Raw genomic sequence first — 22084 nt, 5'->3', positions numbered from 1 at the left:
ACGCTCGGCTGGGCAACCCCAGCCGAGCGCCTGCATAAACTGCTCGCGGCCTGATCAACACGACCACGTGTTGCAACGATCCCTAGAAACCGCCGACTGCGGGGCGGCCCTTCGGCCGTCTGCGGGCGGCGTGTGGCCCGTCGGGGCGGCCTATCGGTCCTATCGGTCTCTCTGGGCGGGCAGCGGCGCGCAGCGACGCCGACGGCGTCAGGACGCGACCGTGCGGCCGTCGTGGAGGGCGATGGCCCGCTGCATGGCCTTGCGTGCCCGCGGGGTGTCGCGGGCGTCGTGATAGGCGATCGCCAGGCGGAACCATGTGCGCCAGTCGTCGGGGGCCGCCTCCGTCTCCGCCTTGCGCTTGGCGAAGACCTCGTCTGCCGAGTCGCGGTCGATCCGGCCGCCCGGGGTGCGCCGCAGCTCGTCGACGGGCAGCCCGCCCTCCGCGTCCAGCTCGGCGGCGAGCCGGTTCGCCTTGCGGACGAACTGCGTGTTCTGCCACAGGAACCACACGCCGATGACCGGCAGGATCAGCACCGCGATGCCGAAGGCGACGGTGACCGGGGTGCCGTTCTCGATCAGCAGCACGCCGCGGCTGCCGACCAGGACGAAGTAGAAGACCAGGACGGCGGCCGTGACGACGTAGGTGATCTTGGCGCGCATGTCGGCTACTTCAGGTCGAGGAAGTGTTCCAGGCCGAAGGTGAGGCCCGGAGTGGTGACGACGCGGCGGGCACCGAGCAGGATGCCCGGCATGAAGCTGCTGTGGTGCAGCGAGTCGTGGCGGATGGTGAGGGTCTCGCCCTCGCCGCCGAGCAGCACCTCCTGGTGGGCGAGCAGGCCCCGCAGGCGTACGGCGTGCACGGGGACGCCGTCGACGTTCGCGCCGCGGGCGCCGTCCAGGGCGGTCACCGTGGCGTCGGGCTGGGCCGCGCTGCCCGCCTTCGCACGGGCTGCGGCGATGAGCTGGGCGGTGCGCGTGGCGGTGCCGCTGGGGGCGTCCACCTTGTTCGGGTGGTGCAGCTCGACGACCTCGACGGACTCGAAGTACGGCGCGGCCGCTTCGGCGAACTTCATGGTGAGCACGGCGCCGATGGAGAAGTTCGGGGCGATGAGGACACCCGTATGAGGCGACTCGGCCAGCCAGCCCTTCAGCCGTGCCAGGCGCTCGTCGGTCCAGCCCGTCGTGCCGACCACGGCGTGGATGCCGTGCCGTACGCAGAACTCCAGGTTGTCCATCACCGAGGCCGGGGTGGTCAGCTCGACCGCCACCTGGGCCCCGGCCGCGACGAGCGCCTCCAGGTCGTCACCCCGGCCGAGGGCCGCGACCAGCTCCATGTCGTCGGCGGCGTCGACGGCCCGTACGGCCTCCGCACCGATGCGGCCCTTGGCGCCGAGGACCGCCACGCGCAGCTTGCTCATCTGTCTCTTGCTTCCTTACCGGAGGGGATTACGCGACCGCGTCGTGCAGGCGGGAGGCCTGCTTGTCCTTGAGCGGGCCGATGACCGACAGGGAGGGCCGCTGTCCCAGGATGTCCTGCGCCACGGACCGGACGTCGTCCGGGGTGACGGCCTCTATCCGGGCCAGCATGTCGTCGACCGACATCTGGTCGCCCCAGCACAGCTCGCTCTTGCCGATACGGTTCATCAGCGCGCCCGTGTCCTCCAGGCCGAGGACGGTGGAGCCGCGGAGCTGGCCGATGGCGCGGGCGATCTCGTCGTCGGACAGGCCGTGCTCGGCCACGTGGTCGAGCTCGTCGCGGCAGATCTTGAGCACGTCGTGCACCTGGCTCGGCCTGCAGCCCGCGTACACGCCGAACAGGCCGCAGTCGGCGAAGCCGGACGTGTACGAGTACACGCTGTAGGCCAGGCCCCGCTTCTCGCGGACCTCCTGGAACAGGCGGGACGACATGCCGCCGCCGAGCGCCGTGTTCAGCACGCCGAGGGCCCAGCGGCGGTCGTCGGCGCGGGCCAGGCCCGGCATGCCGAGGACGACGTGCGCCTGTTCGGTCTTGCGGGCCAGCAGCTCGACGCGGCCGGCGGTGCGGATGGCGCGGCGGCCGGCGCGCGGGCCGATGGGCGTGGCGTCCGTGCGCGTGAGGGCGCCCGCCTTCTCGAAGGCGGCCCGCACCTGGCGTACGACCTTCTGGTGGTCGACGTTGCCGGCGCAGGCGACCACCAGGTGCGTGGGGTCGTAGTGCTTCTTGTAGAAGCGGCGGATGCGGTCGGCGGTCAGCGCGTTGACGGTGTCGACCGTGCCCAGGACCGGCCGGCCGAGCGCATTGTCGCCGAACATGGTGTGCGCGAACAGGTCGTGGACGCAGTCGCCCGGGTCGTCCTCCGTCATCGCGATCTCCTCGAGGATCGCGCCGCGCTCGACGTCGACGTCCTCCTCCAGGATGAGCGAGCCGGTGAGCATGTCGCAGACGACGTCGATGGCGAGCGGCAGGTCGGTGTCGAGCACGCGCGCGTAGTAGCACGTGTACTCCTTCGCCGTGAACGCGTTCATCTCGCCGCCGACGGCGTCTATGGCGGAGGAGATGTCCAGGGCGGACCTGCGGGACGTGCCCTTGAAGAGCAGGTGCTCCAGGTAGTGCGTCGCGCCGTTCAGTGCGGGCGTCTCGTCGCGGGAGCCGACGTGCGCCCAGATGCCGAAGGTGGCGGAGCGCACGGAGGGCAGGGTCTCGGTGACGACGCGCAGACCACCCGGGAGGGTGGTTTTGCGAACGGTGCCGATGCCGCCCGCGCCTTTGATCAGGGTTTGGGTACGGGCGACGGCCCGCGCCTCCGAGGAGGTGCGGGCCGTCGCCCTGAAGCCACGGGACGTCACTTGTCGGTGTCGTCCTTCGCCTCGTCGGCCTCGTCGCCCTCGCCCTCGATCACCGGAACGAGGGAGAGCTTGCCGCGGGAGTCGATCTCGGCGATCTCGACCTGGACCTTCTGGCCCACGCCGAGGACGTCCTCGACGTTCTCCACGCGCTTGCCGCCGGCCAGCTTGCGGATCTGCGAGATGTGCAGCAGACCGTCCTTGCCCGGCAGCAGCGAGACGAACGCGCCGAAGGTGGTGGTCTTCACGACCGTGCCCAGGTAGCGCTCGCCGACCTCCGGCATGGTCGGGTTGGCGATGCCGTTGATCGTGGCGCGGGCGGCCTCGGCGGACGGGCCGTCGGCGGCACCGATGTAGATGGTGCCGTCGTCCTCGATCGTGATCTCGGCGCCGGTGTCCTCCTGGATCTGGTTGATCATCTTGCCCTTGGGGCCGATGACCTCGCCGATCTTGTCGACCGGGATCTTGACGGTGATGATCCGCGGGGCGTGCGGGGACATCTCGTCGGGCCGGTCGATGGCCTCCATCATCACGTCGAGGATGTGCAGGCGGGCGTCACGGGCCTGCTTCAGGGCCGCGGCCAGCACGGAGGCCGGGATGCCGTCCAGCTTGGTGTCGAGCTGGAGGGCGGTCACGAACTCCTTCGTACCGGCGACCTTGAAGTCCATGTCGCCGAACGCGTCCTCGGCGCCGAGGATGTCGGTCAGCGTCACGTAGTGCGTCTCGCCGTCGATCTCCTGGGAGATCAGACCCATGGCGATACCGGCGACCGGGGCCTTCAGCGGCACACCGGCGTTCAGCAGCGACATGGTGGAGGCGCACACGGAGCCCATGGACGTCGAACCGTTGGAGCCGAGGGCCTCGGACACCTGGCGGATCGCGTAGGGGAACTCCTCGCGCGACGGCAGCACCGGGAGGAGGGCACGCTCGGCGAGGGCGCCGTGGCCGATCTCGCGGCGCTTGGGGGAGCCGACGCGGCCGGTCTCACCGGTGGAGTACGGCGGGAAGTTGTAGTTGTGCATGTAGCGCTTGCGCGTCACCGGGGAGAGGGTGTCGAGCTGCTGCTCCATGCGGAGCATGTTCAGAGTGGTGACGCCCAGGATCTGGGTCTCGCCACGCTCGAACAGGGCCGAACCGTGGACCCGCGGGATGGCCTCGACCTCGGCGGCCAGCGTGCGGATGTCGGTGACACCGCGGCCGTCGATGCGCTTCTTCTCCTTGATGACGCGCTCACGGACCAGGGCCTTGGTCAGGGAGCGGTACGCGGCGGAGATCTCCTTCTCGCGGCCCTCGAACTCCGGCAGGAGCTTCTCGGCGGCGAGCTGCTTGACGCGGTCCAGCTCGGCCTCGCGCTCCTGCTTGCCGGCGATGGTGAGCGCCTGGGCGAGCTCGGGGCGGACCGCGGCGGTCAGCGCCTCCAGGACGTCGTCCTGGTAGTCGAGGAAGATCGGGAACTCGGCCGTCGGCTTGGCGGCCTTGGCGGCGAGGTCCGACTGGGCCTTGCACAGCACCTTGATGAAGGGCTTCGCGGCCTCAAGACCGGCGGCGACGACCTCCTCGGTGGGCGCCTCGGCGCCGCCCTCGACCAGCTTGACGGTCTTTTCGGTGGCCTCGGCCTCGACCATCATGATCGCGACGTCGCCGTCCTCCAGGACGCGGCCCGCGACGACCATGTCGAAGACGGCGTCCTCGAGCTCGGTGTGCGTCGGGAAGGCGACCCACTGGCCGTTGATCAGCGCGACGCGGACGCCGCCGATCGGGCCGGAGAAGGGCAGGCCGGCCAGCTGTGTGGACGCGGACGCGGCGTTGATCGCCACGACGTCGTACAGGTGGTCGGGGTTGAGCGCCATGACGGTGGCGACGACCTGGATCTCGTTGCGCAGGCCCTTCTTGAAGGACGGGCGCAGCGGGCGGTCGATGAGACGGCAGGTGAGGATGGCGTCCTCGGAGGGACGGCCCTCACGGCGGAAGAAGGAACCGGGGATCTTCCCGGCCGCGTACATCCGCTCCTCGACGTCGACCGTCAGCGGGAAGAAGTCGAGCTGGTCCTTGGGGGTCTTGGACGCGGTGGTGGCCGACAGGACCATCGTGTCGTCGTCCAGGTACGCGACGGCGGAGCCGGCGGCCTGCTTGGCCAGGCGGCCCGTCTCGAAGCGGATGGTGCGGGTGCCGAACGAGCCGTTGTCGATCACGGCTTCGGCGTAGTGGGTCTCGTTCTCCACTAGCGTTTTCTCCTCGTCTTCGTCCCCGGGCCGCCCGTGTGGCGGGGGGACGGTGGCGGAGAAGCGCGCCGTCTGGTGCGGGCCGGTCTTCGATCGAAGCACCCGGGGTTGTCTTCCCGGGGGCCACTACCGAGGACCGGCGGCGGCGAGGTGCGCTCCTCCTCGTTCGGTGTGTGAGGTGCCGCCTGGTGCTTCCAGGTACCCCTCACACGGTGTCCTACGTCGTGCGTTTTGCTACCACACTACAAAGCGGTGGTGACAGTGCGCACGTACAGCAAAGGGAGCGGCCCCCTTCGTACGGGAACCGCTCCCTTCACGGCGTCTTACTTGGCGCCCGCCGCACCGCGGCGGATGCCGAGACGGTCGACCAGCGCACGGAAGCGCTGGATGTCCTTCTTCGCCAGGTACTGCAGCAGGCGACGGCGCTGACCGACCAGGATCAGCAGACCACGGCGGGAGTGGTGGTCGTGCTTGTGGGTCTTGAGGTGCTCGGTCAGGTCGGAGATCCGACGGGACAGCAGAGCGACCTGGACCTCGGGGGAGCCGGTGTCACCCTCCTTGGTACCGAATTCGGCGATGATCTGCTTCTTCGTAGCGGCGTCGAGCGACACGCGTACTCCTCGTAGTCTTCGTAGCTGCCACCGAGTGCCCCTGGTCTTCTTCTCAGGGGAGCTTCCACGACTCGGGAGGCGGGGATCCGCTGGGCGCGGCCTCCAGGGGAACCGGAGGTGCGTACACATACGGCCGTCACACAGCGTACCAGCCGGGCACCGGTGGCCCGGCCCGGGTATCGGCCGGGGGCGGCCGGGGGCCCGCTCGGCCGCCGGCCGCCGGATCATCACGAGTGGAAGCCGAAGCCCGTGACGGCGAGGCCTGTGACGCTCGCCGGCCCGCTCAGACGCCGCCGCGCACCTTGCTGTAGACGTCCAGGACGGCCAGGCAGACCGGGACCAGGGAGAGCAGCACCACGGAGTCCGCGAGGTCGAGCATGCGGCCCCAGAACGGGGAGAGCCCCTTCTGCGGCACGATCAGGGCGATCGCGATCAGCAGCAGCACGCCGGCCGCGACCGAGGCGCCGAGCCACAGGGTCCTGATGTCGATGGGGCCGGAGTTGCCCTTGAGCAGTTCCAGGACGATTCCGGCCGGGGGCGAGATCGCCAGGCCGAGCACCAGCAGCGCGAGGGTGACGACACCGGCCACGAACAGGCAGGTCACCTGGGCGGTGTACCGGAACAGGCGCGCCCGCATCATCGCGGCGAGACCGGTGCACAGGGCCAGGAGCTGGGCCCAGCCGCTGTCGCTGAAGCCGAGCACCGCGCCGCCCGCGCCGACGATGACGGCCGCGCAGCCGCCGACCAGTCCGAGCAGCAGCTCGTGGCCTCGGCTGGTCTGGGCGACGATGCGCTGGACGTCGACGGCCTCCAGGTCGCCCTCCCGGCCCTCACGACGGGCCCTGGCCAGGTCCTCCGGGTTGCGGAAGCCGATCGGCAGCTTGGCGAAGCGCGCCGACCATCCGGGCAGGAAGCCCACGACCGCGAGGGCGACCACCGAGGTGCCGGCGGCGATCTCGCGCGGCTCCGCCTCGGTGAGCACCCCGCAGAACACGGCGAGGGTGCCGATCGCGGCGGCCAGCGCGGCGGCCACGAACGGGGCGTCTCCCTGCGGCAGCAGCATGATCAGCACCACGGAGAAGAGCAGTACGGCGACGCAGCCGACGAGGAACTGGATCCTGCCGGGGCCGTGCCCCGCGTCCTGGGGGATGACGCCGGAGCCCGCGATGAGCGCGTGCGGCAGCGCCGAGACGCCGAGCGCGACGGCGGAGCCGCGGTCGTCGTACACCCGGGCCCGCACGCCCGCCAGCACCGTCAGGGCCAGTGCGACGACGCCGGCGAGGATGCCCTGCAGGCCGTGCATGTCGTGCCGTACCGGATCCGCGAACCAGAAGACGAAGCCGAGCATGATCAGCAGCAGCGATCCGGCGACGAGACCGGCCACCCGCATCAGGTTGTCGTTCCAGCTCCGGATGTCCTGCTTGACCGCGGCGGCGATCGCGTCCACCACGTCGTCGTGAACGGCGGGCGGCAGCGAATCGGCGAAGGTCCGCAGCAGCAGCACTTCGCCGTCCCTGACCCGGTGCTCGAGCAACGAACGGCTCGCGTCGAGCACCTGGCCCTCGCGGCGTACGAGGTGGTAGCCCGCGGGGCTGGTGTCCGGCTGGACCATGCCCGAGAGCCTGACGATCTCGGGAAAGAGGTCCTGGATCGGCAGGTCCTCCGGCAGCGCGACATCGACACGGCTGTCCGGCGCTGCGATGGTGATTCGGCAGAAACCCGTCGAAGTCCCCGTGCTCACCTGGCTGTTCCCCCTGTTGGACAAGGCTTCATCACGCCGCTCCTACGGCGCGGAGCGCCACCATATCCGTTGCGACGCAAGGCACTGGGCCTGCCCACCCCTTTTCTCCCAGGACCCCCTCGGCTTCTCCATCGTCCTGACTCCCTTGCGCACTTGGCGCATCAGTAGGATCGACGCCTGCGCGAACGACGCCTGCGCGAACGAGAACATGTCGCGGTACACGGGGGCGTCGGTGCCAAGACGTATCAATCGCGAAGGATGAGTGCATCGGTGAGCGTCGTCATCATCAAACGACCGCCGCGGATAGCGCCCCCGGTCGTCCCGGACGGCGAGGTCAGACTCGAGACGCCGCCCGAGATCCCCCGTGAGGGCGAAGAAAGCATGCTGATGACCCTGCTGCCCATGATGGGCATGCTGGGTTCCGTCGGCTTCTTCTTCATGCCGGGTCTCCCCTCCTACATGAGGGTGGTCGGCGGGCTGATGCTCGCCTCGACCCTGGCCATGGCGATCGCCCAGTTCACCAAGTCCCGGCAGGGCGGCGGTGCCGGGATGGCCCAGGACCGGCGTGACTATTTCCGCTATCTCGAGCAGGTCCGCAAGGACGTGCACAAAACCGCGGACCTGCAGCGGCGCAGCCAGCTCTTCCAGCATCCCGACCCGGAGCAGCTCTGGGCGGTGGCGGCGGACGGCAAGCGTCTGTGGGAGCGGCGCCCGACCGACGCGGACTTCGCGTCGGTGCGCATTGGCCTGGGCGTCCAGCAGTTGAACACCCCGCTCGTCGCCCCCGAGACCGCGCCCAAGGAGGAGCTGGAGCCGCTGACCGCGGCCGCCATGAAGGCCTTCCTCGACGCGCACGGCAGTCTGTCCGACCTGCCCATCTCGGTCTCGCTGCGCGCCTTCTACCACGTGACGCTGTGCGGGGACACCGAGACGGTGTACGGCAACGCCCGGGCGTCCCTGGCCCAGCTCGCGACGCTGCATTCGCCGGAGGACCTGATGGTGGCCGTGGTGGCGCACCCCTCCGCGGCGGCGGACTGGGACTGGATCAAGTGGCTGCCGCACAGCCAGCACCCGAAGGCCAAGGACGGTGCGGGCTCGGCCCGGCTCCTCTTCGACGACCTCGGGGAACTGGAGGAGGCGCTGGCGGACCAGCTCGACGACAGGCCCCGCTGGAACCCGGACGCGAACCCCGTCTACGACCAGCCGCACCTGATCGTGGTGCTCGACGGCGGCACCGTGCCGCCGGACTCCGAACTCGCCAGTGCCGAGGGCCTCCAGGGCGTCACCTTCCTGGAGATCGCTCCGGGCGAGCTGGAGGAGGACCTGCGCGCGGGTCTGACGGTCTATGTGAAGCCGGGCAGGATGCGGCTGTTCGTCGGGCACGAGTCCGCGTACACCGGCAGGCCCGATGTCCTGAACGCCGCGCAGGCGGAGTCCCTGGCCCGGCAGCTCGCCCCCTTCCGGGTCGGCTCCGCGGAGGAGGGCGAACCCCTCCTGTCCAACCTGGACTTCACCGACCTGATGGGCATCGGCGACGCCGGGTCCGTCGACGTCACGCGCACCTGGCGTCCGCGCACGCTGCACGAGCGGCTGCGGGTGCCGATCGGCGTCGGCGAGAACGGCGAGCCGGTCATGCTCGACCTCAAGGAGGCCTCGCAGGAGGGCATGGGCCCGCACGGACTGTGCGTCGGCGCGACCGGCTCCGGCAAGTCGGAGCTGCTGCGCACGCTGGTGCTCGGTCTCGCGGTGACGCACTCCTCGGAGACGCTGAACTTCATCCTCGCGGACTTCAAGGGCGGCGCGACCTTCGCCGGCATGGCGGACATGCCGCACACGGCGGCCGTCATCACCAACCTCGCGGACGACCTCACGCTCGTCGACCGTATGCGGGACGCGATCACGGGTGAGATGCAGCGCCGGCAGGAGCTGCTGCGCACCGCGGGCAACTACGCCAATCTGCACGACTACGAGAAGGCGCGGGCCGCGGGCGCCGCCCTGGAGCCGATGGCCTCGCTGGTGATCGTGCTCGACGAGTTCTCCGAACTCCTCACCGCGAAGCCCGACTTCATCGACATGTTCATCCAGATCGGCCGCATCGGCCGTTCGCTGGGTGTGCACCTGCTGCTGGCGTCGCAGCGCCTGGAGGAGGGCAAGCTGCGCGGTCTGGACACCTACCTGTCGTACCGGATCGGTCTGCGCACCTTCTCCGCCGCCGAGTCCCGTACGGCGATCGGCGTCCCGGACGCCTACCACCTGCCGTCGATCCCCGGCTCCGGCTACCTGCGCTACGACACCGACACCATGGTCCGCTTCAAGGCGGCGTACGTCTCGGGGGCGTACCACGGCGAGGGCCCCTCCCGGGTGAACCGCTCCACCCAGTTGCGGCCCGCGCTGTTCACCGCGGGGCACGTGGCGCTGCCGCCCCAGCCGGTGGTCGAGGACGCGGACACCGACGAGAAGGTGGACGACGCGCTCGCCGACACCGTCCTGGACGTCATCGTGAGCAGGATGGTCAACCAGGGGCCGCCCGCCCACCAGGTGTGGCTGCCCCCGCTCGACGAGGCGCCCTCGCTGGAACAGCTCCTCCCCCAGCTCGCCGTCACCCAGGAGCGCGGCCTGACCGCGCCCGAGTACACGGCGCTCGGCCGGCTCAACGTGCCGGTCGGCCTGGTCGACAAGCCGTTCGAACAGCGGCGCGACGTGCTGTACCGGGACTTCTCCGGCGGCGCGGGTCACGGTCTGTTCGTCGGCGGTCCGCAGTCCGGCAAGTCGACCCTGCTGCGCACGCTCATCTCGTCGTTCGCCCTCACCCACACGCCCGCCGAGGTGCAGTTCTACTGCCTGGACTTCGGCGGTGGCGGTCTGATCGCGATGGAGGAGCTGGCACACGTCGGCGGGGTCGCCAACCGGCTCGACGCCGAGAAGGTGCGCCGCACGGTCAGCGAGGTCGAGGGCATCCTGAACGCGCGCGAGGAGTACTTCCGCGCGAACAACATCGACTCGGTCCAGACGTACCGGCAGCGCCGGGCCGCGGGGCTGCTGCCCGACCAGCCCTGGGGGGACGTCTTCCTCGTCATCGACGGCTGGGCGTCCTTCAAGACGGACTACGAGCTGCTCGAGGCGACCGTCACCGACATCGCGACGCGCGGTCTCGGCTTCGGTGTGCACGTGATCCTGACCGCTAGCCGCTACACCGAGGTGCGGCCCGCGCTCAAGGACATGCTGCAGAACCGCATCGAGCTGCGGCTCGGTGACCCGACCGAGTCGGAGATCGACCGCAAGGTCGCCCAGAACGTCCCCGCCACCATGCCGGGCCGCGGTCTGAGCCTGGACAAGCTGCACTTCATGACGGCGCTGCCCCGGGTCGACGGCTCCTCGGCGACGGAGGACCTGGCGGAGGCGACCCAGATCCTCGTCCGGGGCGTCAACGACAACTGGCAGGGCAACCACGCCCCGGCCGTGCGGCTGCTGCCGACCATGCTGGCGGCGGACCGGCTGCCCAAGGGTTTCGAGCACCCCGACCGCGGTGTCGCCATCGGCATCGACGAGTCGTCGCTCGCGCCGGTCTTCGTCGACTTCGAGACGGACCCGCACTTCATCGTGTTCGGTGAGAGCGAGTCCGGTAAGTCGGCGGTGCTCAGGCTGCTCATCAAGCAGATCACCGAGCGGTACACACCGGATCAGGCGAAGATCGTCATGGGTGACTACCGGCGCGCCCACCTGGAGGGCGTGCCGGACTCCCACCTGTCGCGCTACTGCGCGTCGGCGCCCGCCCTGGCGGAGACGCTGGAAGGCCTGGCGGGCTCGATGAGCCGCCGTATGCCGGGCCCGGACGTCACGCCCGAGCAGTTGCGCAACCGTAGCTGGTACAGCAGCCCGGACGCGTTCGTCATCGTCGACGACTACGACCTGGTGGCGACTGGTATGAACCCGCTGTCCCCGCTCCTCGAGTACCTGCCCTTCGCCCGTGACATCGGTCTGCGCGTCATCATCGCGCGCGCCTCGGGCGGTGCCAGCCGGTCGCTGTACGAGCCGGTGATGCAGCGGATGCGCGAGCTCGGCGCCCAGGGCATCGTGCTCTCGGGCGACCGCACGGAGGGCGCGCTGCTCGGCAACATCACGCCGTCGCAACTGCCGCCCGGGCGTGGGTACTTCCACACGCGGCGGCGCGGTGGGCAGCTCATCCAGACCGGGTGGCTGCCGCCGCGGTTCTGAGGGCTGGTTGCTGAAGCCGGGAGAGGCGGAAGCCGGAGAGAGGCGGAAGCCGGAGGGGGCGGTACCCGTGCGGGTGCCGCCCCCTCCGCTACGGGCACTTCAACCGCTAAGGTGGCGTTGCGAACGAAAAGGCGAGCCACGGGGGGCAGTTGTGTCGTCTGACTACATGGATTCCGATCCCCAGGTCCTCAAGACCGAGGGCTTCAACATGTTCACGGTCGGCCAGAACTTCTCCAAGGCCGTCAAGAGCCTGCAGGACGGGCTGACCAAGCTGGAGCAGGGTGACACCCCGCCGTGGGGCGACGACGACATCGGCGAGAAGTTCGGCGTCGCCTACGAGGGCCTGCGCGACGGCATGTACCAGTCGATGGGCAGCCTGGCCGAGCGGCTGGCGGGCATGGGGATCGCCTTCACCAAGATGGGCGTGGCGCACGAGCAGAACGAGGCCGCGCAGGTGGACATCTGGCGTAAGACGACCGCCGAGTACGACGGTCAGGTGCAGATGCCGACGGGTCCTCACCATGTGCGTCGCCGCCAAGAGGGTTGAGAGTCGTACGCCGTCGAGAGGCTGAGGAGTCGTCACCGTCGAGGGGCTGAGACGTCGCCGCCGTGGAGGAGGCTGAGATGTCGTCACCGTTTCGAGGAGGCGGAGATTTCGTCATCGTCGAGGGGGCTGGGCGTCGCCGTGAAGCAGCTCCATCCGTCGTCAGCCTCGCGGCCTGGGACGGATTTGTGACAGCAACCCTCTCAAGTTGCGTGCGGTCGGCTCCGTAAGCTGTGCCTACGGCTGTTCCATGCGCGTTCTCCCTTGACGGGTGAGGGAGTTGGACGCCAGTTGCTGACGGGGGTGTGTGCGCTGTGTCGATGATGCTGCCGGACGAGCTCGAGTGGGTTCTCCAGATGCTCGGCTACCGCTGGCCGACGGCAGACGAGGACAAGCTCAAGGAGTGCGCCGCCCTGTGGCGGAAGTTCGGCGACGACGTCACCGAACTGCACACCGCGGCCAACGCCAGCGCCCGCCAGGTGGTCGCCCACAACGCCGGCGAGTCGATCGACGCGTTCACCAAGGTGTACGCCAAGTTCGACGGCGGCGGCTCCGGGGGCTACCTCGCCAACGCCGCCCAGGCCGCCTACATCATCGCGACCGTGCTGGAAGCCTGCGCCTACCTCGTCGAGTTCGCCAAGTGGGCGGTGATCGCGCAGCTCATCGCGCTGGCCATCGAGATCGCCGCCGCCCAGGCCGCCGCCCCCTTCACCTTCGGCCTGTCCGAGGTCGGCGCGCTGGGCGCCACCCAGGCCGCCCGGCTGATCGTGCGCCGCCTCCTCGACGAGCTCAAAGAGGCGCTGCTGGAGGCGATCGTCGAGGCGATGAAGGAGCCCGCGATCTCCATGATCGAGGCGATCATCACCGACCTGATCCGCCAGACGGTGAACGTCGGCTTCGGCGCCCAGGAGGGCTACGACCTGGCCACGACCATCAAGAAGGGCACCGACAGCGGCTGGGACGCCATCAAGCAGACCCCGCAGACCCTCGCCGAGGGCGTCCGCGACAGCCTGGGCCAGAAGGCCGGCAACCGTTTCCACCACGCCATCGACAGCCGCATCGACGGCTACCACGAGTCGGGGACGTCCGGCGGCGACGGTGAGGACGGGGGCGGCGGAGACGACGGAGGGTCCGACTCCTCCTCGAGGTCGTCGTCCGACTCGGACTCGGGGTCCTCGTCCCGTTCCTCGTCCGACTCACCCGACTCGTCCGACTCGTCGTCGGACTCCTCGTCCACCTCTTCCTCCGACTCCTCTTCCCCGTCCTCCCACGACTCCGGCTCGTCGGGGTCGGGATCGGACTCCTCGACGTCGACGCACACGAACACGGGGGCCGGCACACACATCGGCGGGATATCCGCCGACACCGGCGGCACCCACATCGGCACGCCGGATCTGGGTGCGGGCCCCGACTCCGACAGCTCGGGGTCAGGTGCCGGGCACGATCCCTCTTCCTCGGACATTCCGGCCCCGAGGCATACGACGTCGCTGTCGGACTTCGACGACCCGGCACCCGGCGGGACGTCGCACGGCGCCCCGGACGCCACCGGTGCGTCCGGTGCTCCGAGCACGTCCGGCCCGACCGGCACCGGCGGCGGCGCTTCCCCGTCCGGCATCTCCTCGCCCACGCCCCACGCCGTGCCCACCCACGCGGGATCCGACGGTACGGCGTCCCCGACGGCAAGCCACAGCGGCGGCGGAATCGGCACGTCGATCGACAGCCTGGCGGCCGGCGCCCCCACCCAGTCCCATGCCGCGCCCACCCCGACCGCGACCGACCACTCCCCCACGGCAACCGGCGGCCGACCGGACGGCAACTCGGCCATGCCGACCTCGCCGACGCCGCCGTCGACCGTGGACAGCGGCCCGGCCCCACGCTCCACCGCGAGCACACCCGGCACCACGTCGTCGGCGACGGGCCCCACCGGCCCCACGTCGACCCCCGGCCCGGCGAGGACGCCTTCCTCCTCCGCCACGCCCAGCACGGCGGCGCCGAGGGGAACGGGTCCCGCCTCCACTCCGAGCCCCACGACGTCCTCGCCGACGCCCCGGACACCGCGCGCCGCGATGCCGGACGGCCGGATGACCGGTACGGGGGACGGTCGCACACCGGGTACGGACGGCGGTCGCCCATCCGGTACGAGCGACAGCCGCACCCCGGGCGCGACGGACGGTCGCACTCCCGGCACGACGGACGGTCGCATACCGACCCAGCGCACCCCTGGCACCGCCCCGGACGGCCGCACGCCGTCCCGCAACACTCCGGACGAGCGCACGACACCCCGTAGCACCCCCGGCACCACACCGGGCGACCGTACTTCCCCCCGGAACCTCACGGACGAACGGACGACACCCCGTAGCACGCCTGAGGAACGCATTCCCGCCCGCAACATCCCGGACGACCGCACCGCGCCTCGCAACACCCCGGACGACCGCAGCACCCCCCGCAACACCCCGAGCGACCGCACCGCGCCCCGCAACACCTCGGACACGACCGACACCCGCACACCGGCCCGAGGCCAGAACCCGACTGCCGACACGGACCCGACCACGAGCCGAAGCCGGAACACCGGCACAAGCCCGAGCACAAGCCCGGGCACCAGCCCGAACCCGAGCACGAGCCCGAACCGGAACCAGGCGACCGACCAGAGCCCGAGCCAGGCCTCCTCACCCTCCCCCTCATCCGGCGGTGGCGCGGAGCGAAACTCGGCACAGAGCAGCAACACGCCGAACTCCTCCTCGCAGCCCGCTTCGACGACACGGCCCGGTTCCACCCAGACCCCCACCGGGTCCGGCACACCCGGGTCCCAGCCCCAGTCGGGCACCCGCCCCACCCCCAACCGGTCGCCGAACCAGCCCGTGGGCACGGCACCCGGTACCCCTTCGCACCCGCACGCCCCGCAGGAGCCGACGACAGAGCACGACAGGTCGAAGACGCCCGAATCAGGGACGAACCCCCCACACGACCCGCAGCACCACCAGGTGACGCCGGTCCCGATCCACACCGTCACCCACGCGCCGTCGTCACCACAGGCACGCGCGGGTCATGCGACGCCGCCGCCCCCGGGCGCGCCCCACGCACAACCCGGTGCCTCATCTCAGCAGCATCCGCACCAGGACAGCCTGAACGACATCCGCAACGACCTGAACCACTACCCGGGCGGCCTGACCGAACCGCACCCGGACGACCAGCAGGCGCTGGTGAACGCGGTGCCGCACAATCCCGACGGCACCCCGCAGCGTTTCCCCGACCCCTTCGGCCACTGGGCGCAACTCCAGAACGACGGCGGCAACACCGTCCCCGGACGCAGCAACAACTGCGCCGACTGCTCCCGCTCCTTCCTGGAGACCTGGTACGGCAACCCGCAGGTCTCAGCCCCGCGCACCCTGGACGTCGACGAACACGGCAACCCGGACCCCTGGTCCCCCGAGCACAACGCCAACGCCAACCAGATCCGATGGGCGGGCGCGGGGCACGTCTACGCCGGCACCGGCAGCGACCCGCACACCGCCAACCGCATCGCCTGGGACCTCCATCAAGCCGGGCACGGCGCCGCGGCAATCGTCCAGGTGGCCTGGCCCGGCGGAGGCGGCCACGCCTTCAACGCCGTCAACTACCACGGCCACATCATCTGGATCGACACCCAGAGCGGTGAGGTCAGCCACCAGCCCCTGCACATCCCCAACGCGACGGGCGTCTGGCACATCCCTCTGGACGCCAACCGCAACCCGATTCACCCCAGCCAGCCCGGCACCGACACCACCCAGCACGAGTCGGACACCCCCGAGGACGGGACCCACGCTTCCGACCAGGGGCCGGACAACTCCTCGGAGGGGAACGAGGACCACAAGACCCCGGAGTCGAACCCGTCACACGGGACGCCGGACAACGTCCCCGGCGAAAACCCGGACCATCCGGAATCCACGCCCCCTGCCAACACGCCGTCGCCCACCGGCACCCACGGCCACGCCGAGGACGGACCGTCCCATGCGGACACACCGAAGTCCGAGGAGCCCTCGCGAGGTCCCGCGTCCGACACCGCACATACGCCGGACCCCAACCCGCCGCACACCAGCGGTGACAGCAGGGACGGAAACGGAAGCGACGCGGACACATCGCCCACGCGGAGCGGCGCACCGACGTCGGACGGCGGCACCCGATCCGGCGAGAGCGACACGCACGGCCCCCACACCAACGGCACGATCCCTGAGCATCAGACCTCACCGGCCGAGCGCTCCGGCGCCCCTGACCCGCACCCTGTCACGGACGAGGCGACGCCTTCGGCACCCCATGCGGCGCCCCATGCGGCAGCGAACGACCCGACGACCCACGCTCCGCCCGCGCCGGCCGGCGCCCATCATCCAGCTCCTGAGGAACCGGCGGGCGGTTCACCGCACTCCGAACACGGCAGCCACACCGAGCAGCACGACCCGTCCGCCGAGCCGCACCACCCCCTCGACGACCCCAGGCGCACCGACCACCCACGGCTCACCGAGCCGGAGACCGTCCACTCGACGCATTACGGCATGCTTCCCATGCCCGACCAGCAGAACCTGCGCCAGACGAACGACGTCCGGCAGGTGGGGCTGGGCCACGTCCATCAGCAGCTCAACCGCTGGCTGGACCCCGTCCCGAACGACGACGGCAACGGCACCCGGATACCCCTTGTCGACGCCCTGCGCGAGTGCAGTCCTCCGCGCCCCGACGATCCCGACCACACACCGAGGATCCTGCGGCACGACGACCTCGCCCGCATGCTTCCGGGCTTCGACGACATGCATCCCGGGGAACGGGGCGCGGTGGTCGCCTCACTCGCACGGTTGAGCCTCAACTTCCATGAGTCGCACGCCGTGGGTGCGAGCCCGGAACCCACGCCGGGGTATCCCAACCACGCGACGAAAGCCCATGAAAACGCGGGCTGGAACCCGGCGCACCGGCGGGACGACCCGAACGAGTCCGACGATCCGGACGGCTTGGAGAAGGCGATCCACGAGGCCTTCGGCAAGGCAGGGTTCACCGGGGCGTTGCGGGATTCAGGAGAACACCGCCCCGACTTCACCGGACGGAATTACGCGGCTGTCGAAGTACACGATCCGGCGAGCGGGAAGATCAGCTACGTGGTGGACAGCTCCTATCCGAATCCCGGTGGCGGAGAGAAGGGCAAACATTCAGAGAGGAACATTCTGGACTACCTGAAAACCCTGAACGACGGGCGCCCGGACGGGAAGAAATACGAACCCCTCAGCATGTACTCGGACCGCGAACCGTGCGGCCGCGGCCAGGGATACGCGAACTGCGCGAGGCTGCTTTCGGAGAAAATGCCCGGCGTCGACGTCTACTACGGCACCGGATATCGAAAGCAGGCCGAAGTGGTAGACCCCGACGAATCTCCAAAGGGCGGCTACAAGAAGCGATTCGACATGGATCTGGCCAAGAACATCGTTGCGCTCGGTAAGATCTGGACACGCGCGATGTCAGAAGGCGGCCTGATGAGCACCGGGACAGAGTGACACCGGGCAAGGAAGAAGGACTCCCCCCATGGCGATGACACCTGACAGCAGCCCGCATGACGCCGCAACCCGACTGCGGGAATGGGCGAAGGACCCCTCTCCCAGGCGTGGCTTCCTCTTCGTCGACGGTCCCGCCGGCTCCGGAAAGAGTGCGCTCCTTCGTGACTTCGCCGAGGCCACGCCGGGCACGGCCCTCGTCGATGCCGCAGGTCTCTCCACCGAGGCGGTCCTGGACCGCGTCATGCGATCCCTCGGTGTCTCTTACGGGGATTACCGGGACGCCTCGTTCCTCGTGGACTACATGGAGGAGCAGGAGCCGGCCCACTCCCTGGTCGTCGTGTCCAACACGCAGTGGGCCGGACGTACCCGGTCGACGACCGAGCCCCGGCACTGTGCGGAGCACCTCGCGGGCAACCTGGGACTGGGTTTCAGGGAGACCGGCGTCAGGTTCGTCATCGAAGTCGACAGCGAAGTACACGATCTCAGCCCCCGCAACCGCTCCCCCCTCACGGTCGACTCCCCGCCCGTCACGACCCGCGCCCCCTTCGACTCGCTCCCGGCCCGGCAGCGCACTGCCGTCCTCGCCCTTTCGCTGGCCGAGCCGCGCAGAATTCGTTTCGACGAGTGGAGCGTGCTCTGTTCCCTCCTCGGCACCGCATTCGACCTTTCAGAACTGCAGTCGCTCGCGCATGAGTCGGAGTACATTTCGATCGACGGCGACAGCGATCTGCCCGTGTCGTTCACCCATGAGTCCGATGCGCACAGGCTGCGGAACACCGAGGTTTCCCCCGAGGAGTTCCGCGCCTTCCACAACGCCGTATTCGACCGTCTGCTCGCATCCGGCGATGAGGGTCCGCTCGGGGACTACCTGGCCCGCGCTCTGCCCGCTCATGCAGCCGCGGCCGGCCGCTTCGAGGAACTTCTCGCCGCTCCCGGCGTCCTCGTCAAGTGCGATCACACCGCTCTGATCGAGGCACTGCCGGTCGCCTTCCCCGATGGCGTTCCCGCCGGCTCCTTCGCCGCGGACCTGCATTACCTCGACGCCCTCGGCGTGGCACCGTCCTCGCCCGGAGAATGGGTGTCGCTCCTGCACCTGCTGGCGGTGAGCCAAGGCGAGGAGGAGCGAGCCGACGCTCTGGCCGAGCACGGTGGACCGCTGCCCTGGAAGACGGTGTGGTCCCACTGGCGGGCACCCGGCCGTCTCCGCACCAACCCGCCCCGCAGCGTGGCCGTGGACCGGTTGCAGGCCGGGCCCGCCCACTCCACGGTGACCGGCCTCACCAAGGCCGGCGGGCGGCAGGTCTGGGACGCGGCCACGGGACAGCTCATCGAGCAGGGCGACCAGGGCGACGCCGGCGAGGCGACGGAGGGTGGCACCGCACAGACGGCTGTCTGGCGGGCCGAGCAGTCCTGGAACCTGGCCCGTCTCACACCTGCCGGTGATCCGTCCGGAACCCGGCAGGTGCAGGCGCCCGCAGTGGGTGACGTGGCCTGCGCCGGCGATCTGGTGATACTGGGCGGCAAGCGCGGCGTCTACGCCATCGAGCCCAGCCGCCACCACACGGACAGTGCCCCGTTCCGCGCCCTGCCCGCCGTCGGGCCACGCGGAAGGATCACACCGCGCCCCTACGACGAGTCCGCCTGCCGCCCCACCCGGGCCCGGGTACGTGAGATCTTCGGTGCCGACAGCGTCGCCACTTTGACCGAGGACCGGCTTCCCGCCGGTCTGACACACGAACCGACCCGCCGGTTCCTCACCGAGGTAGGCCTCCCCGAGGTCTCCGACTTCTACAGCCTCAACCTCCACGACCTCCACGGGACCGGCCTGGTGGAGCACTCGTGGGAAGGCGCCAGGGACTTCGGAACGCCCGTCGGGGACGGCCCGTTCTACGCATTGGGCACCTGGATCGGGGGCGTCCTCCTCCTCGACGGACCCACCGGCCGCGTACTGCGTCAGACACGGCCCGGCGCCGTCGACGACAGCAGCCCCGGCGAGCCCCTGGCAGGTTCCTCCCTCGACTCGTTCGTCGCCATGGTGTGCCTGCAACGGGAGTACATGCTCGCCTACCGCACGTCCGGCGGGCTCGACGGCGAGGATCTGCTCGCCGAACTCACCGCATGGCTCTCCGTCCTCGACCCCGCCGCCGCGGCAACGCAGAACTGGGGACACGTGCTGGACGAGGAGAACTTCTACTATCTGTAAGTGCACGCCAAGAGCACACCGCGCAGGTGACGCCGGGATCTCACCCGAGCAGGCCCTGGACCGCGCACTGTGGTGGATCGACAGGCCACGTGACAGCAGTGCATGGTTGTGGGTCGGCGGCAAGGAGGGGGCCGGCAAGACGGGACTGCTTCGGGAGATCGCAGAGCGGCGGTCCGATTCCCTCTTCCTCGACTGTGCCGGCATGCAGTCCGAGGAGGTCGCTCGCAAACTGGCCGATTTCCTCGGCGTTGCAGCACTCGACACCTATGGCCGCAACTTTGCGGAGACGGTCACCAGGATCACCACGGGACCGGTGGTGATCCTGGCGAACACGCACTGGGCAGGAAGCCTCCGCACCACGCGCGAGCCGGAACGACTCATGCACCAGGTGGTGCAGACGGTCATCGGGAATCACCGGCGCAGCGTGCGGATGCGGCTCCTGATCGAGGTGGGGGACACAGCGGGACCGATGGCGGCGCTGGGCGGCCGCGAGTTGACGTTGCGCGCCCCCGATGACCACCAAGCGCCCCTGACCGACACCGCAGGCCCGGTCGAGGCCACGGCTCTTCGTGCCCTCGCGCTGTCCGAATCCCGGACCGTCCCACTGCCCGTCTGGCCGATCCTGTGCCGGGCGTTGGGACAAGACGTCCCGGTCCAGCGGTTGGAGCGGCTGGCCTCATCGCACTCGGCGGACGTAGTGACGGAAATAAGTGCAGGCTCCGCCTGGTCGACCGTCGCTTTCCGTCGCGAGTGCGTTGCCCAGGTGTGGCGCGAGACGGTCTCCCCTGACGAGGCGGAGCGCTTCCATGCGCAGGTGCTCTCCGCGTTGCGGTCAGCGGAACCCACGTCGGCGGTCCATTGGTACGTACATCGCGCGGCAGCCGGCCACGCCGCCGCGGCCGGACGGTTCGAGGCTCTGCTCGAGGACGCGCCCACTGTGGCCAGGGTCGGCCAGCAGAGCCTGTTCGAGGCGTTCGAAGCCGCTTACCACAACCGCGCCGTCCCCCCGGGGGGCCTCGCCGCCAACCTCTACTACCTCGCCGAACGCGGTGTCTGGCCCTCAGCACACGGCGAGTGGCTGGCTCTTCTGCATCACTCCCTCCTCAATCGGGGACCGTCGGACAAGGCTTTGGCCGATCGGCTTCTCGCCGCCGTGGACACCTCCACGTTGCCGTGGCACACCCTGTGGGCGCACGGCACCGGTCCCGGGTCGGCCACCACGGACCGCTTGGTCAGGCGGCCGACCGTTCGCGCGCTGCGGGTCGTGCGGGCTGATGCGGGCCTTCTGGCCATTGCCGTGGACGGTCAGGGCAACAGCGAGGTGCGGGACCTGGACAGCGGAGATCCGGCTGCCGACCCCGGTGACTCTCCCCTGGCGCCCGAGTCCGTCGCAGCGGATCAGGGCCTTTTCGGCTGGAGACCTGCCGGAGCGGCCGAAGGGCACGTCGATCTACCCCGTATGCCGCGTCACGTACGGCGTGCCGTTCGTGTGGGTGACCGTGCCGTGATGTCGTCCGCTGACGGGGTGTTCGCCATCGCCATCCACTCGGCGGAGACGGAGGCCCAGTCGGGCGTCCTGAAGAGGATGCTGCGTACGACCGCCAGACTCGGAACCGCCGCGCTTCCCGCTGACGCGCTGCGGGCTTCCGCCGAGTGGTTCGAAAACGTATGGGGTGCGGCCCGGCTCAAGCGGGTCGCCCCGGGCGCTCTGCCCTCGGGCCTGTCCGATGCGGACGCACGCCGGTTCTTGACCGAGGTCGGCTTCCCTCATGTCGGCGGCTTCCTGGAGCTCGAAACCCGGGACCTGACCGCTGCCGGTCTGACGGCGGTCTCCGACTCTCCAGTCGGCCAAGGGCCCGCGTTTCCACTGGGGACCTGGCAAGGGGCGCGACTGCTGCTGGACGGCACCAGCGGGAAGGTCGTTCAGGACGGGTCGTCCGGGATCAGTGATCCCTTGGCCGGGAGTTCGCTGCGACAGTTCGTCACCATGGTGCGGCTCTACTACTGGTGGTTCGCCTCCGACTGGCCCGTCGAGGACGCCGAAGCCGACCTGCGGTCGTGGCTCGCCCACGTCGACCCGGAGGCCTACGCCGCCGAGGGCTGGCAACGGGTCTTCGAGGACTACGACTTCGCCGACCGCCAGTGAACCGGCCGGAGGAAAAGGCTGGCGCGGGCGCGAAGGTCGCGTCGGGAGCGTGGCGGCGGCCGTATTCGG

At 70.0% G+C, this 22084-nt stretch carries 11 protein-coding genes; 5 read left to right on the top strand and 6 right to left on the bottom strand.

Annotation, left to right across the window (positions count from 1 at the left end; genetic code table 11):
• Positions 1–207 precede the first annotated feature (207 nt).
• From ACZ4SW_RS21040 to eccD, 6 genes are all read right to left on the bottom strand, one after another.
• Positions 208–660 (bottom strand): hypothetical protein, encoded by a 453-nt coding sequence (locus tag ACZ4SW_RS21040; protein ID WP_468245831.1) that lies wholly within the window; start codon positions 658–660, stop codon positions 208–210.
• A 5-nt stretch (positions 661–665) separates the two neighbouring features.
• A complete protein-coding gene (gene dapB, locus ACZ4SW_RS21035; RefSeq protein ID WP_468245825.1) occupies positions 666–1418 on the bottom strand; it encodes a 4-hydroxy-tetrahydrodipicolinate reductase in 753 nt (250 codons plus the stop codon).
• Between the two features lie 28 nt (positions 1419–1446).
• Positions 1447–2826: a M16 family metallopeptidase gene (locus tag ACZ4SW_RS21030; RefSeq protein ID WP_468245817.1), complete on the bottom strand. Its 1380-nt coding sequence runs from the start codon at positions 2824–2826 to the stop codon at positions 1447–1449.
• On the bottom strand, positions 2823–5045 hold the full coding sequence (locus ACZ4SW_RS21025; RefSeq protein WP_468245813.1) for a polyribonucleotide nucleotidyltransferase: 2223 nt from the start codon (positions 5043–5045) through the stop codon (positions 2823–2825). Before ACZ4SW_RS21025 ends, ACZ4SW_RS21030 begins: the two co-directional genes overlap by 4 nt.
• 323 nt (positions 5046–5368) lie before the next feature.
• Entirely contained in the window at positions 5369–5656 is a 288-nt protein-coding gene (gene rpsO / locus ACZ4SW_RS21020; RefSeq protein WP_003997419.1) for a 30S ribosomal protein S15, read from the bottom strand.
• 283 nt (positions 5657–5939) lie between these two features.
• Positions 5940–7397: a type VII secretion integral membrane protein EccD gene (eccD, locus tag ACZ4SW_RS21015; RefSeq protein WP_468245807.1), complete on the bottom strand. Its 1458-nt coding sequence runs from the start codon at positions 7395–7397 to the stop codon at positions 5940–5942.
• A 270-nt stretch (positions 7398–7667) separates the two neighbouring features.
• On the opposite strand from eccD, the gene eccCa reads away from it, so the two are divergent.
• From eccCa to ACZ4SW_RS20990, 5 genes are all read left to right on the top strand, one after another.
• On the top strand, positions 7668–11612 hold the full coding sequence (gene eccCa / locus ACZ4SW_RS21010; RefSeq protein ID WP_468245800.1) for a type VII secretion protein EccCa: 3945 nt from the start codon (positions 7668–7670) through the stop codon (positions 11610–11612).
• A 166-nt stretch (positions 11613–11778) separates the two neighbouring features.
• Positions 11779–12159 (top strand): hypothetical protein, encoded by a 381-nt coding sequence (locus tag ACZ4SW_RS21005; protein WP_468245794.1) that lies wholly within the window; start codon positions 11779–11781, stop codon positions 12157–12159.
• Positions 12160–12476: 317 nt separating this feature from the next.
• The gene (locus ACZ4SW_RS21000) at positions 12477–17666 is read left to right on the top strand and encodes a toxin glutamine deamidase domain-containing protein (protein ID WP_468245787.1); all 5190 of its coding nucleotides are present in this window, start codon (positions 12477–12479) and stop codon (positions 17664–17666) included.
• Positions 17667–17694: 28 nt separating this feature from the next.
• Positions 17695–19869 carry an SUKH-4 family immunity protein gene (locus ACZ4SW_RS20995; protein ID WP_468245780.1) on the top strand — a complete coding sequence of 725 codons (2175 nt, stop codon included), beginning with the start codon at positions 17695–17697 and terminating at the stop codon, positions 19867–19869.
• Between the two features lie 202 nt (positions 19870–20071).
• On the top strand, positions 20072–22015 hold the full coding sequence (locus ACZ4SW_RS20990; protein WP_468245774.1) for an SUKH-4 family immunity protein: 1944 nt from the start codon (positions 20072–20074) through the stop codon (positions 22013–22015).
• Positions 22016–22084: the final 69 nt, after the last annotated feature.

It is taken from the genome of Streptomyces sp. NPDC028331 (assembly GCF_055565775.1).
This window is presented reverse-complemented; position numbering and strand designations above follow the sequence as displayed.